Here is a 15,130-nt window from a genome sequence, read left to right as displayed (position 1 = left end):
GCCCTAGCCTTTCTGGTCGGGTGCTTGCGCCAGCACGGCGGTAATCGTGCGCTGCGCCAGGATCAGCTTGAAGGCGTTGTCGGCAGTGGGATGGGCACCGGCCAGCAGGCGCTCGCTCACGGCGGCGGCGCCATTGGGCATCGCCTGCTCGGCGGCAAGCACTCGCCACGGTTGCGGCGCGACGCCGCCCAGGGCCAGCCGGCCCGTGCCGTTGGGCAAGATAATCGCCGCCACGGACACCAGCGCAAACGCGTACGAAGCGCGGTCGCGCACCTTGCGATAGGCGTGCGTGCCGCCGACGGGCGGGGGCAAGGTCACGCTGGTGATCAGTTCGCCCGGCTGCAGCACGGTTTCCAGCTGCGGCGTGTTGCCCGGCAGGCGGTAAAAGTCGGCAATCGGGATGCTGCGCGTGCTCCCGTCGGCCCGCACCGTGTCGATGCTGGCGTCGAGCACGCGCATGGCCACGGCCATGTCGCTGGGGTGCGTGGCGATGCAGGCCTCGCTGCCACCCACAATCGCCAGCGGCCGGCTGAAACCGGCGATGGCGGAACAGCCGCTGCCCGGCACGCGCTTGTTGCAGGCTTGATTGGTGTCATAGAAATACGGACAGCGCGTGCGCTGCAGCAGGTTACCCGCCGTCGTCGCCTTGTTGCGCAGTTGCGCCGAGGCGCCGGCCAGCAAGGCGCGCGACAATACGCCGTAATCGCGGCGCACCGTGGCATGCGCCGCCAGCGCCGTGTTGCGCACCAGGGCGCCGATGCGCAAGCCGCCGTCTGCCGTCGTCTCCACTGTATCGAGCGCGAGGCCATTCACGTCGATCAAATGCGCGGGCGTTTCGATTTCCAGTTTCATCAGATCGAGCAGATTCGTGCCGCCGGCGATGAAGCGCGCGCCCGGCGTGTGCAAGGCGGCGGCCGCCGCTTCGGCCGGCGTAGCCGCCTTCTGGTAGCTGAACACTCTCATGCCGGCCTCCCCGCCACCTCGGAAATCGCCTCGATAATGTTGGAATACGCGCCGCAGCGGCACAGATTGCCGCTCATGCGTTCACGCAATTCTTCCGGCGTCACCGACGGCGGTGCGTTCAAGTCCGCGCTGACGTGGCTGGGGATGCCCTGGCGTATTTCTGCCAGCGCGGCCACCGCCGAGCAGATCTGCCCCGGCGTGCAGTAGCCGCATTGAAAGCCATCATGCGCGATGAAGGCAGCCTGCATCGGGTGCAGTTTATCCGGCGTACCAAGTCCCTCGATGGTGGTGACCCTGGCGCCGTCATGCATCACGGCTAGGGTCAGGCAGGCATTGATGCGCTGGCCGTCGAGCATGATGGTGCAGGCGCCGCACTGGCCGTGGTCGCAGCCTTTTTTTGTGCCCGTCAGCTGCAGCTGTTCGCGCAAGGCGTCGAGCAAGCTGGTGCGCGTGTCGAGTTCCAGGCTGTGGCGCTGGCCGTTGACGTCGAGGTTGACTTTCATCAGGACGGGCGGCGGAGAAGCACTGGCTTGGGTAGCCGTATTCACCGCTTCCGCCGCGCCTGCAACGCCGGGCACGGCCACGGCCGTGGCCGACAGCGCGCCGGCGATCAGCAAACCGCGCCGGCCGGCATTGATGTGATTACACTCTGTCATCTCGCGCTTCCTCCTGGCTGTGGACTGGCTGGGTGGGCGCATGCAGGCCCGAAGCAGCAGTCTGCTGGCAGGAATGTTACGCGTCTGTACGCGAACGTACCTTCAGCCTCAGACTGCGCCGGGTCGTGCCGGCGCCGCCCAGCGCCGCATGGCCCGTGTGGCGCGCGCAATGGTCGAGCGCCTGGCGCAAGGCCGTATCGACATTGCGCAGCGACATGTCGTGCCGCTCGGCCACCTCCTGGCGGGTCAGTTCATCCACGCGCAGCGCTTCGAGCACTTGCTGGTGGCGCCGCGGCAGCAAGGCGACGGCCTGCGCCAGCCGGCGCACATCGGCATGCAGTTCGGCCAGGCGTTCCGGCCCCGCCGCCGTATCGGCCAGGAAATCGACGAGGCCGGCGTTGTCCTCGCAAGCACCTTCGCCCGCATACAGCCAGGCGCGGTTGCGGCGCAGGCTGTCCGTGGCCGCATTGCAGGCCACGCGGAACACATAGGCAACGGGGCTGTGCGCCAGCGCCGCGCCGCCCCATGCCGTCCACGCGCCCAGGCGCAGCCAGGCGTCGTGCAGGCTGTCGCTGGCCAGTTCGGCGCAACCCAGGTGGCGCGTCAGGCGCCGGTGCAAGCCCGCATAATTGCTTTCCAGCACCGCTTGCAGCTGGGCGCCCTGCCCTGGCACTGGAGCGGACAAGGGCGCCACGTCATTGGCCGCCTGCAAACGGGGCCGGATGGCGGGCCGGTACCACTGCATGCCCACCATGCGCAAGGGATCAAACGTACTCGCCAAGCGGGCCATCATGGCGACAACCTGCTGCGCTCTTGCGCCGTCAGCTGGCGCGTCGCCGATTCCGGCAGCGGGCCCAGGCCCAGCACGCGCACGGCGCTGCGCGGGTTGTAGTCGGCCGCCTCGATGCGCGCGCCGTCCTGCGGCATCGCTTGCGCGCTGTCGGGCGGTGCGTCGCTGCCAAAACCCAGCACGCGCACCGTAAACACCGATGGCTGCGCCGAACGGGTAGCGGCGCGTTCGCGCTGCACCACGTCCTGGGCGGCGGCGGTGGCCTGCGTGGCGGCCGCGCTGGCGTTGGTCATGGCGGCCACGTTGACGGACGCCACCGTCGGCATGCCCTTCGCTTCGCCCTTGACCTGGATATTCGCCGCGTTCATCACCGTCAGCGCGGCCAGGTTGACGTTGCCCGAGACGCGAATGCCCGCCTCGCCCGCGTCGATGGTGCCCAGCGGCGCCAGCAAGTCCACGTCGCCGGCCGGCACTTCGGCGATCGGCGCCAGGGTGGCGATGCCGGCGCCCGTGCTCGGCACGTCGGACGACAGGGTCACGTTGCCCCAGTTGTCATACACGCGCTTGGGTGGCGTGTAGACGATGGTCGACTTCGAACCACGGCCCGCGTTGATGTCGCCCGCCGACGACCAGCCGAGGATATCGCCGCCGAACGTGGTCATGATGCGGCTCTGGCCCAGCAGGATGCTGCCGTGCGAGAACAGCTCGATATTGCCGCTGCCCTTGGTGATGACGCCCGAGGTCGACGGCGGCGCTTCGCCTTCGATGCCGAACACCTGCTTGCCGCCCGGCGTCAGCAACTGAATGTCGCCGCCGAAGTTCGTATGCACGTAGCCGCTGCGGGGCGTGCGCTGGGTGGCGTCGTCGCGCGACACGTACACGCCGCGGTACATGGTGATGTCGCCCGCATACGCAATCGCCTTGCCGCTGGCGTCCGTGGCTGGCGCCAGGCCCGCGATGGCGTTGCGGCTGCGCAGGAAGCTGCCATGGCGCGCGCTGTCAGCATCGTTGAACTCGCGCCCGCCCGCCTTCAGTTCCGCGAAATACACGTTACGGGCAAACACGCGCTGCTGCGGCTCGGCCAAGGCGAGATAAAAGGCCTGCGCCTCGGCGGGGGTGCCCTTGAAGCCGTAGCGCTCGACTAGCCAGGTCACCAATTCGGTTTCGTACGATTTCACCACCTTGCCGGCCTGGTCGGCCAGCGGCACGCCCGCCTGCGCCACATTGGCCGGGTCAAGATACGGCTTGACGAAGCGCAGGTAGTCGAGGCCGGCCGCGCCCACACCCGCCTGCATGGCGATGCCGGCGCCCGGACGTTTATCTCCGGAGACGACGGGGCCGAGACTGACGACGCTGCCCTTGTCCTGCATCAGGATATTGCGCCCGGCGCTGATGTCGAGCGTGCCGGGACCGGCGACATTGAAGGAACTGCCCAGGATATCGCGTCCGGCCGACACCACCGACACGTCGAACGCATTGTTGTGCACGAACAGGTTGCTGTAATTCCTGAATATCATGCCGCTCGAGTTCTCGCTGCCGTTGATGCCGTCAAGCAGCGCCGTGCCGCTGCTGACGATATCGCGACCCGCCTTCATCCAGACCGGTTGCGCCCCCTCGTACCAGGTGAGGCCCGCATGTTTGGCATCGTAGAACTCGACCATGCGACCACTATTGACGCCAATCAAATCGCCCTTCACGGCATACATGCGCGCCGCTTGCGTGCCGCTGTTGGCGGGACCGGCCGCGGAATCGGGGCCGAAGGCAAATAGCGGGAAGTTCGAGCGTGTTGACGGCGCGCCCGTGCTGGACACATTGCCGCTCACGGGCGTGGAATCGGCCACGTTCGTGCTCCAGCCCATGAAGGCTGGCTTGAACGGCGTCGCCATGCTGTCGGCGGCCGCACCGGACTGGCTGACGGCGTAGCCGCCCGCATAGATGGAATCGCCGGCCAGCCATGCCAGCTGGGCGTTCGGCGATGGCGCCAGCACCAGCGGATCGGCATAGCTGGTGGCGCTATTCCAGCTGGCAATTGCCTTGCCGTAATACAAGCTGCCATTCGGCGCCGCCACCCGCACGATGGACGGGTAGACAACCGCCAGGTCGGTGGCCGTGCCGACGGCCGCCGTCAGCGGCGTCATGTTGCCGCCGGCGGAGAACAGGTCGAGCGCCGTGCGCGGCGTCCACAGGCTGAACCAGCTGTAGCCGACACCGGTCTCGCCGGCGGCGCTGACGAATGGCGATGCGATGAGCAAAGGCACGCGGCCGGGATCGGCCACGTCCTGCAGCACCTGGTCGCCCAGGGTCGCCACCGTGAAGGTGGCGTCGCCCGGCACCAGGGTCATGCCGCCGTTCGGCGCGGCGCGCGTGGCCGTGAAGGCATCGTAGGCCCGCGTTTCCAGCGGCACGTGCTGGGTCGCCTGCGAGCCGTATTCCAGCGCCACGCTGCCCAGTTGCGTGGCCGACGTTTCCGCGTGGCCGCGCAAATCGACCAGCACGCCATTCATGTGTTTGCCGCCCTGCATGCCGGCCGGGTTCAGGGCGCCGCCCACGCGCAGGTCCAGGTCGCCGCCGCCCGTCAACATCAGGCTGCCGTCGGCCTGCACGCGGCCCGTACCGCCCACGGCCAGCAGCAAGCCCTGCGACCGGGGATTGATGTTGCCGTCAAAACTGCTGCCCGACAGCAGCGTCTGCACGCCCGCGTCGCCGCCCACGTCGGCGCGCACGTTGCCGCCACCCAAGGTGCCAAAGCCCGTAAAGCCCAGCAGCTTGTCGGCATACTTGTTGCCGCTGGCATCGCCAACATAGCTGCCGAAATTGATCCACCACGCCACCGGCTGCGCCTGGCCGCCCGTGGCGACGCCGCCGCTGCCCTGGCGCCACAGCCAGTTGCCCACAGCCGTGCTGTCGTGACCGCTATCAGAACTGACAGGGCGCAAATTGGTCGCGGCACTGCCCGTCATCAGCGAACCCGTCAGGTCGCCCGCCACCTTCAGCAGCAAATTGCCGCCCTGGTCCGGATACCAGGCGCGGTACACGCTGCCGGCATCGCCGTCGACCAGGCCTTCGTGCGCGCCGTCAGGATTGCTCAGCACCTTGCCGTCCGCATTGCGTGGCCGTGCCTGGTTGTACGGGTCGCCGGCTGACGTCGCCACGGACGACATGCCGGCCGTGTACACGCCGTACAGGCTGTCCATGCGCAAATCGCCGCCGCTGACGAGATCCAGGTCGCCCGTACCCGTGCGCAGCACGCTGTGGCGCAGGCTCGACGGCTTGTAATTGTAGCTGGGGCTGGAGGTGCCGCACCAGGTGGGATTTTCCTCGCACATCGTAGGCCAGCCCATGGCCACGGGATCGAGCAGGTCGCCCGCCTTCACGCTCGGGTCAGCGAACTCTTCCGCGCCGGTCTTGGTCCACACGTAGGCCACCTTCAGCACACACATGGTCGGATCGCCAGCACAGAAGTCCACGATATTGGTCTCAAACTGGCTGAGGAATTCATCGGTAATGATTTCACCGGCCACGATACCTTCGATGCCCAGATCCGCAGCGGCCTGGCTCCAGTACTGCACGCCTTTTGGCGGCACCAGCACGCCATATACGCCGTAGTGGTTGTCGGCCAGGCGCAAGGTGCCGTGGGCGGGATGCGCCTGCACGCTGCGCGTATCGGCCGCATCGAGGTCGGCGCCGGCCACCAGGCGCATGCCCCATGCTTGCGAGCCTTCGGCCAGCATGGGCGCAATCGCCCACAGCTTGCCCTGGCTGCCCGCCACGTCCGGACGCAGCGCGATCGATTCCACGCCGGCCATCAGCTTGACGTCGGTGCCGGACGGGATCAGCGACCCCACGGCCAGCGCCAGGTTGCCGTTGAGCGCGAAGACCGAGCGTTCGCCCGCCACGCCAGGCAGCGGCACGCCCTTGGGCCAGGTCATGGCGCCCACTTTCACCGTTTGCTTGAGCACGCTGCCTGCATCGAGGCGCATGCCGGCGTCCAAGGTTTGCGCCGTGGCCAGCAGGCTGCCGGCCGCATGGACGATATTGCCGGCGCTGTCGCGCACGGCGGCCGCCAGCACCGTGCCGGCCGGCAAGGTCACGGCCTGGTCCAGGGTCATGGCCACGGGCAGGCGCGTATTCTCGCTCAGAAGGAAGGCTTTCAGGGGCAGGTCGTAATTGAGCGCGATACCGCCCGGAAACAGCGTGCCATCGGCCACCGTCACACCCTGGCCCGGCACGATAACGTCGCTGCCATTGATATCGCGTCCCGGCAGCAGTATCCAGCCGCTGTCGTCCTTGGTGGCCGGTGGCGGCGCGAAGCCGTCATTGATGCTGCCGTAGATACTCAGGTCGCCGCCGGCGCGCAGCAGCAGGCTGCCCACCTCGCCCGAACCGCGCGCATTTGTTACTTGAAAGCGCGGATTCAGGCTGGCGTAACGCATACCTGACAAGTCCAGGTCGCCCCGCACCACCAGGTCGCCATCGGGCGTCTTGCTGACGATATCGACGCCGGGACGCAGATGCAACGCATCGGCATACGCGGCCGTGGTCAAGCCCGCCAGTTTGCCGTTGCGCAAGTTCGTATTGGCCAGCGCCGCGTCGATGAAGGCCGTGCTGTCCGCATGCTTGCTGTCAAGATAGGCCTGGTTGATCACCTGGTACGGCCGTCCGCTGGCAGACAGGTCCGTGGCGTAGGCCGCGTCGTCGTAGCGCTGCATGGCGTTGACGGCGATGGATTTCGCGCCGCGTATCGTCAAGCCGCCGCCGGCCGCGATGGCAACGTCGCCAAAGGTGGCCGCATCTGCGTCCGTGCGGGCGCCGCCGCTGCCCAGGCGCGGTGCCGTCAATTCCAGCGTGCCGCGCGCGGCGCCGTCATATTCTCCCTTGCCCTTCCCAAGCACGGCCGCCGTGCCGTGGCGCACATCGATCTGCGCACCGCCGGCCAGATCCAAGGTGCCCTCGCCCGCATTCAGTTCCACCGTGGCGCGGTTCGGGCTGTCAATGATCTTGCCATAGCTGTCGACGCGCAAGAGCGTGCCATGCGCATCGAGCACGGCGTTGCCGGTCAAGGTGAGGCCATGCTTGCCGGCCAGGCGGATGCTGCCCACGCGCTCGCCGCTGGCGTCGATCACGCCGGCCACCGTCAGGCGGCCGTTGTCGACGGACACCTGCACTTCGCCTGCCTTGAGTTCATTACCTATCGTCAAGTCGCCCTGTTTCAGCTGGAAGCTGCGTGTGCCCGTCACGCCGCCTTCCGTCAGGCGCGTGTTCAGCGACGCGAACTGGCTGTCCAGCGTGCCGCCCGCGCCCAGCGTTTGCGCGCGCACGTCCACGCTGCCCTTCTTGTATGGCACCACGGTGCCGCCCGCGTCGTAGCTGCCGCTGGCGCCGCCCAGTAACTTGCCCTGCAAGTCCACCATGCCGGCCGCGCCATCGAGCGCCACGGCCTTCAGGCTGCCGGCGCGGTTGTTCTCGGCCGACAGGTCGATCACGCTGCCGCCAGCTGCGCGGATATCGCCGGCGCGGCTGTCCAGGATCACGTCGCCGCCCCAGCTGTATTTATCCACGTCGAAGAAGGTAGACTTGCGGCCCGCCATGTCGATGCGCGCGCCGTCGGCCAGGGTAATGTCGTGCTGCGCATTGACGGTTAGCTTACCGCTAGGCAATACCACTGCCGTCGCCACAGTCACGCTGTCGCCGTTCAAGGCCAGCTGGGCTCCCAGTGCATCGTCATTCTTGACGGGAGCCGCTGGCGCCGCGCCGGCCGGCGCCGCGACCTTCAGCGCGCCACCGGCCGTGTAGCTGTGCGCGGAACCGGCGTCGCCCGTCAGCAGCGGCGTGCTGATAGTGAGGTTGCCGCCACTGTACTGGTAGCCCTTGCCCGTTTCATAGGCGCCCTGCGCCTGGTAGACGGACAGGCTGCCCTTGTGGTTGGCCGTGACCTGGCCCGACGCTTTCAGGTTGACGTTGGCAAAACCCAGCGCCAGGCGGTCGAACGAGGCGACGCCGGCCGGCTGCGTGAAGGGGCCGAAGCCGAAATCGATGCGCTCCGCTTCCAGATTCAGGGTACCGCTGCCCGTGCCGGCGCCATGCGTGATGACATTGCCGGCCGGCGACAGGGCACCGCCCCAGATCAGGTTGGCCGTGCGGATGGTGGCCACCGTGCCGGCCTCGCCCTGGCCATACATGGCCGGCGTGGTCAGCACCAGGCGTTCCAGCGTCGATTTGCCGCTGGTCTTGTCGTAGGTATCGAGCACCACGTCGCCGTAGAAATTGACGCTGTCGGCCGCGCTCAGCATCAGCGCCTGCAGCGCCGGTGCACCCGTGCTGGTGTCGCCGCGCAGCAAACGGTCCAGCACGCCCTGGTTCATGGCCAGGCCGCTCGAACGCGTGCCGCTGGCCTGGGCCGCCGCCAGCGCCTCGCTGCTGCCCATGTTGATGGCCCCCACGGCCAGGCTCAGGTTGCGCGTGCCGTAGCGCGCCGTGTCGTCCAGTTCAAACTGGCCATTGGTCGACAGCAGCAAGGTGCCTTCCGAGTACAGGCTGGCTGTTCCTTTGTCCGTGCAAGTGTCGCCGCACACGCCGATGCTGATGCCGCCGCGCGCCGAACCGCCGACGGGCGCCACGTTCATCAAGCCGTTCGAGGCGGCCAGCATGTGGATGCCCGCGTTGCTCTGGTAAACAAAACCGTCGTTGGCGTCATAGGCCACCTTGCCGCGTCCCACCGTGTTGATGCCCGCGCCGGGCGCGATATCGATCAGGCCGGCCGTCCACTCGATATTCCACGGGTCGCGCGCCAGCAGCAGCACTTCCGGCGCCGACAGGATGGCGCCCGTGCGCAGGTAGATGTTGTGCGCCTGCGCCGTGCCGAAACTGACGTAGTTACCGCCCTGCCCATAGATGACGATGGGCGTGGAACCGACGACGATGCGCGCCGCGCCGATCGCGTTCAGGGTGGAGGCACGCACCGTCACGCCGCCAAAGCCCCGCGTGGCCGCCGCGCCCTCGGACACGATTTCAATATCCTCGGGACCGCCCGGGATCACCGACACAGTGCCGCCAAAGCCGCCCGTGGCGGCGCCGAACTTGCCCGTGCCATCGAACTGGAAGGCGTCGATACCGGCGCCCGGCGCCAGCTGCAGCTTGAGCGTCTTCGCATCGGCTGGCAGCAGCGGACGCGGTATGCCGCGCGTTTGCGCATCGGCCAGGGCGAACGCGGCATAGCCCGTTTCGTTGTACTGGGAGTAGGTGCGCAAGACCTTGGCCGGCGTGAGTATCAGCTGGCTGGCCAGCGGCGCGCGGATGTCCGTGCCGGCAATGGACAGGGTGCCGGGCGCGGCCCAGGAACCGTTGCGCAGCGGCTGCGCCAGCGCCGCGGCGCCGCCCTGCCCGGCCAGGCCGTTCAGCTCCACGCGGAAGGCGCCCGGCAGCAAGGCATACGTCGACGGCATCAAGGTGTAGGTGCCGGCTGGCAAGCCCGGCACGCCGTTGCCTATCGTCACTTGACGGCCCACGGCCGGATCGGCAGCGCCCTTTTCACCGCCCGCCGGCGCCTGCGGCGTCTGCGTTCCCGGCACGATGGCGTAGACGGGATTGGTGGCCAGGCCCGGCAAGGTGAAACCGCCATTCGCCCCCACCTGCGCCAGCGGATGATAACGCGCATCGGTGGAGCCGCCGCGCCCGGAAATGAAACCGGCGCCCGCCAGTTCGCCGCCGCCCGACAGGTCGAGCAGCGCACCGGGCTTGACGGCCACTTCCACGCCCGCGATATCGATGCCGACGCGCATGGCGCCGTTGGCGGCGGTGCCGCCGACGCCGATAAACTCCGTCTTCTTGCCATCGACGTTCCAGTTCTGCCCATCAGCCGTGCCGCCATACGGCATGACCATGCCAGCCGCGCTGACGGAGGTAATGCTGCCAGGCAGCAAATTGATGCTCAGGCTATTCTGGCTCGCAAAGGTGCTCACACCCAGATTGATCAGGCCCAGCGGCGCGCGCACGATGCCGCCCTGTTCGATGTGCGCGCCACCAAACTGCAGCATGCCGAAGGCCGAATACGGCACGGCAGGAATCGTGTCGGTGCTGCGCGCGATGGTCAGGGTGCGCTTGGGATCGTAGCTGGTATTGCCCGGTGTTGCGCCCACGCCCGCACGCACGGCGGCGCCGGCGCCCGTTTCCGGATACAGCTGGGCCGCACTGAGGGTCATGTCGCCTTGCGTGGACAGCACCGTCGTGGGCTGGTTGCCATCCCAGCCCAGCGGCGACAGCAGGAAACGCAGGTCGCCGCGGCTGGTCAAACGCACGTCGTCGGCGACGATGTTCACCAGGCCGCGCACATCGATCAAGCCGCCTTCAAAGCTGATCTGGCTGGCGACCGGCGATGCCCCCGCCGTGCCCGGCGTGACGTAGAAATCGCGCCCGACCGGCTTGACGCTGGCCAGGCGCACGTGCGGCGCCGACACCTTGACCTTCGCGTCGGGCGAACTGCCGGGCGCCAGTGCCGGCGCACCGTACAGCTGGAAGCTTTGCTGCATCTTCAGCGACACGTCGCCATCGAAGGAGGCGGCGCCGAGCAAAGCCAGGTTGGCGAAACCGCCCGCGTCCACCTGCTCCACGGAAAGGCGGCCATGGCCATACTGCAGCACTGTCTCCCCATCCCGCGCACTGGTACCATCGGCCAGGTCGCTGGCGGCCTGCTGCTGCGTCAACCTCAGTTGGCGTCCCTGCAGCACCCTGGCCTGCGCAAGCTCCTTGCGGTATTCGGGCGTGCCCGTGGCCACGGACAGGGTACCGCCCGCCGCGCCCGCGCCGCCCGCCCGGGCCAGCAACTGGCCATCGAGGTACAAGCCATTGTTCGACGCCAGCGCGATGCTGCCGCCCGCGCTGGCCACGTCGATGGCATCGCCATTGACGTCCAGCACGGCGTGCGCGCCGGAAGCGTCGAGCACGGCGCCGTCGCGCACGACGACGAACAGGCTGGCCGCCGACGTACTGCCCTGCGCATGGTCGATTTCACCGCCGATGACGATGCTGCCGCCATCGACCACCTTGCCGTAGCGCCGGCCCTGCACGTCCGTGGCCGTGACGGCGCGCGAGGCCACGTCCAGCACGGCATTCTCGCCTATCCAGATGGAACGGCCATGGCCAGCCGCTTCCACGGCCTCGGACACACTCACGCCGACACCCACGCCGCCGAGGCTGATCTTGCCGCCCCAGGCATTCAGGCGCCCTTCCACCGTCAGCTGGCCCACGCTGGACAGCTTGATGGCCTGGCCCGCATCGACATTCACCACGGCATTCTTGCCCACCAGCAGTTCGGCGCTGGCCATGTCGGCCGCATCGGACTGCACGTCGCCCACCTGCAGGGCCAGGCTGGCGCCCTTGCGCTGCGTCAAGGTGCCCTTGACGGCGTTTTGCGTGACCTGTTCCGGCGTCCACAGGGCCAGTTTTTCATTGTCCACCACGCGCAGCACGGGCATGCGCACGTCGACCTGCGTGCCATCCGCTACCGTCAAGCCCTGCTTGCCGAGCAGGCTGTAGCTGGAAAAACCCTTGTCGAAGAAGTCAGCACCCAGCTGCAGGGTGCCTTTCTGTGCGGTATCTGCCTGGCCGAGCAGGATCTTGTTCGCCTGCAATTCCAGCTTGCCGCCGCCTGCCACACCATGGCCGCGCACTTGCGCGCCTTCGGCCAGCAGCAAATCGGCCTGCGGGCCATAACTGGCCAGGGTCACATTGCCGCCCTTGCCGCCCTGCTGTTTCGCCTGCGACAGGATGGCCGCGCCCGAGCTGACGTCGATCAGGCTGCCGCTGCCGATGCGCACGTCGCCAAACGCGCGCAGGGACACATTGCCGCCGTTCAGGTAAGGCAAGCCGGCGGCGGCCAGCGGATCGCGCAGCACATTGGCCAGCAAGCCGCTGGTGTCCAGCGTCACGCCATCGGCCAGCACCAGCTTGCCTGCGGGTCCGCCCGGATTGACCAAGGTGTCGTTCATCCCCAGCGCGCCGATCTGGTTCAGCACGTTGCCAGCCATGATGCTGCCGCCATGGCTGCGCAGGCTGCTATTGATGGCCACGTCCTTGGCGAACAGGGTGATGTTGCCGCCGTCGGCCACCTGCAGCGCACTGTCGACCGTGATCGATCCTTTCGCGGCGAGGCGGATGGCGCCCAGCTGTTGTTCGTTCAGCAAGCTGGTATCGAGCAGCAGCTTGCCCTGGCGCTCCGGTGCCAGCGCGCCTGCCGCGGCTAGGCCGGCGGCGATGCCGTCCTGCACGCGCGTCAGGCGCACCTCGTCCATGACGGCCGACAGCGCATGCTGCAGCACGCCCGTGCGCTTGTCGAACATCGGCTGATATTGCCCGACGATCAGCTGGCCCCGCTGCGCGGCCGCCAGCTGCGACTGCTGGTAGCCGTCGAGCAGGGCCTGCGGCGCCTGCGTCTGGCGCTCGCCCTGGAAGACCTCGCCAGCAATCGCCCCTTCGAGCACGGCCGACCCGGTGGCGATGACCAGCTTGCCCGCGTCGCGGCCCGCCGTGTAGCCGTTTTCCAGGCGCTGTTGCGCGGCGATCAATGGATTGGCGTAGAACGCGCTGGCATCCTTGCCCCAGCGCGCGTGTTCTTCCTCGTAACCCTTGTACACGCCCGCATACGCCAGGTCGGCCGGCGCGCTGCCCGCCTCATACAGCTTGCCGTCCGCGCCTTTCAGCCAGGTCTGGCGCAGCGCGCCCGTCTGCACGTCCAGGGTGCCGCCCGACAGGTTGATGCCGGAACCGGCCTGCGTGACGACATCCTTGCCGCCGAAGCTGACCGTGCCGCCCTGCGCCATCCACTCGCTGACGGAGTGACCCTGCGTGCCCAGGTAGCCGGCCACTTCCAGCAAGCCGCCCGCCGTGTACCAGCGGTCGCTGTCATAGCCATTCGTGCCCTTCGGTACGAATACCAGCTTGCGGCGGTCGACCCAGATATTGTTGTTGATCAAGGCCTTGCCATCGCGGTTGACGGGCGCATCGCGCTGCTCGTTGCCCTGCACATTGATGTCGACATTGTTCGCCGCCATCGCCACCTTGACGCCGACGGCGCCGGAGACGTCAAGCTGGGCGCCGTCGCGCACGAGGCTGCGGCTGGCCGCATTGACGGCGATCTGACCGCCCGTGGCCAGGGTCAAGGAATCGCCCATGAATTCCACCGTGCCGGCGCTGCCGATCTCGATGCGCGACTGGTCGCGGCGGTCGTTCACGGTAACGATGTTTTCCGTCGACGTCACGACCGGGCCGCGCATGGCGTCGCGCTGGCTGTCGAGCGCCGTCGTCTTGCCGTCGTCCTCGACCAGGATGGCCGTGGTGGCGCCGCGTCCCAAGGTCACGCTGGCATCGCTGCCCAGCGCGTTCAGGTGGATCGTGCCGCGCGTGGCCGTCGTGGTGCTGGCAAGCAGCACGCCGTCCTGGCGCACGTCGCGCCCGGCCAGGGTGATATCGCCTTCGCGCGCCTGGATCAGGCCCGTGTTGACGACCTTGCCCGCCGTGCTGGCGGCCGCGAACTGCGGCGTGACTTCGCTGCCGCGCGTGCTCGACAGCGGGTTGCCGTCCGTGCCCACGCCTTTTTTAATGCTGAAATTGTCGCCGGCGGCCAGCAGGGCCTGGCCCTTGGGCGTATTGATCTCGCCCGCATTGTGGACTTCCTTGCCCAGCAGCATCACATAGCCGCCGCCTTCCGTGCTGCCCTTGGGCGCATTGCTGGCGATGCGCGCACCCGCCTGCACCTGCACCTTGCCAGCCGCATCGGTGAACGTCGTGGCGCCGGCCGTGCCGGGGCTGTAGATGCCATCCTTCTTGAATTGCGCGTCGCCGATGCGCGCCGCAGCCGCCACCAGGCTGCGCGTATCGACCTGGCTCGTGCCCGTAAACACAATGCCGTTGCGGTTGACCAGCAGCAGCGTGCCGTCCGCCTTGATCTGGCCCTGGATCTGGCTGGGACGCGCTTGCGGATCGTTGACACGGTTCAGCACGGCCCAATCCTTCTGCTGCTGGAAGGTCAATGTCGTGTCCTTGCCCACGTTAAACGTTTCCCAGTTCAGGATGGCCTTGTCCGCCGTCTGCTGCACCACCACGGCCGTCTTGCCGTTCGCTACTGTCTGCACGGGTGCCTGGGCATTGATCCAGCCGGCCGTCAGGCTGTTGGTGTCGACCTGCAAGCCGCCTTGCACGAGACCATTCGGCACGCTGGCGCCGCCGGCCGCCGCCTGGCGCGCCTGCGCCTGGGCCGCTTGCTGCGCAGCGATAGCGCGCGCGGCCAGGTTCAGGTTGTTGAGCGAGCGCTGCAACTGCTGGTTCGCCTGCTGTTGCTGACCATCGGGCCGGCTGCCCAGCGGCAGCGGCTGGCCATTCGGCAGGCGGCCCGAGCTGGCAGCCGTATTTTGCACCGCGCCCTTGGCCGCGAACCAGCCGCCGCTGAACGCCTGCTGCGCGCGCGCCGGCGTGGTGAAAGCGCCTGCCATCAGCATGGTGGTCAGTGCGTAAGCGAGCGGCGTGAGCCGCAAGCGGCTGCCCAGCGTGGAGGACCGCTGCGCGCCCGTGTCAATGTTTGGGACTGGGCGCTGGGCAGTGTGAAGCTTGGTCATGGCAATGGTTTCCTGGCTAGAGAGTAGGGAACGGAGCCTGGCGGTGGCGCAGGCGTCCATGCCTCCATGACGTAGCTCGATGCCGGAAGGGATAATGTTTTTGAAAAATATTTTTA

The 15,130-nt window shown here is 67.9% G+C and carries 4 protein-coding genes; all 4 read right to left on the bottom strand.

The annotated features are described in order from the left end of the window. Nucleotides 1-3: 3 nt before the first annotated feature. The 4 genes from C8C92_RS13595 to C8C92_RS13580 all read right to left on the bottom strand — a co-directional run bounded on the left by C8C92_RS13595 (nucleotide 4) and on the right by C8C92_RS13580 (nucleotide 15,014). On the bottom strand, nucleotides 4-963 hold the full coding sequence (locus C8C92_RS13595) for a xanthine dehydrogenase family protein subunit M (protein ID WP_116744218.1): 960 nt from the start codon (nucleotides 961-963) through the stop codon (nucleotides 4-6). Continuing rightward, nucleotides 960-1,619, bottom strand: coding sequence for an aldehyde dehydrogenase iron-sulfur subunit PaoA (paoA, locus tag C8C92_RS13590; RefSeq protein ID WP_116744217.1), 660 nt, complete (start codon nucleotides 1,617-1,619; stop codon nucleotides 960-962). Before paoA ends, C8C92_RS13595 begins: the two co-directional genes overlap by 4 nt. 76 nt (nucleotides 1,620-1,695) lie before the next feature. Further along, nucleotides 1,696-2,412 (bottom strand): sigma-70 family RNA polymerase sigma factor, encoded by a 717-nt coding sequence (locus tag C8C92_RS13585; protein ID WP_116744216.1) that lies wholly within the window; start codon nucleotides 2,410-2,412, stop codon nucleotides 1,696-1,698. Further along, entirely contained in the window at nucleotides 2,409-15,014 is a 12,606-nt protein-coding gene (locus C8C92_RS13580) for a filamentous haemagglutinin family protein (protein ID WP_116744215.1), read from the bottom strand. The genes C8C92_RS13585 and C8C92_RS13580 overlap by 4 nt, the downstream gene beginning before the upstream one ends. Between the last annotated feature and the right edge of the window lie 116 nt (nucleotides 15,015-15,130).

It is taken from the genome of Janthinobacterium sp. 78 (assembly GCF_003096775.1).
Classification (GTDB): Bacteria; Pseudomonadota; Gammaproteobacteria; order Burkholderiales; family Burkholderiaceae_D; genus Janthinobacterium; species Janthinobacterium tructae.
This window is presented reverse-complemented; position numbering and strand designations above follow the sequence as displayed.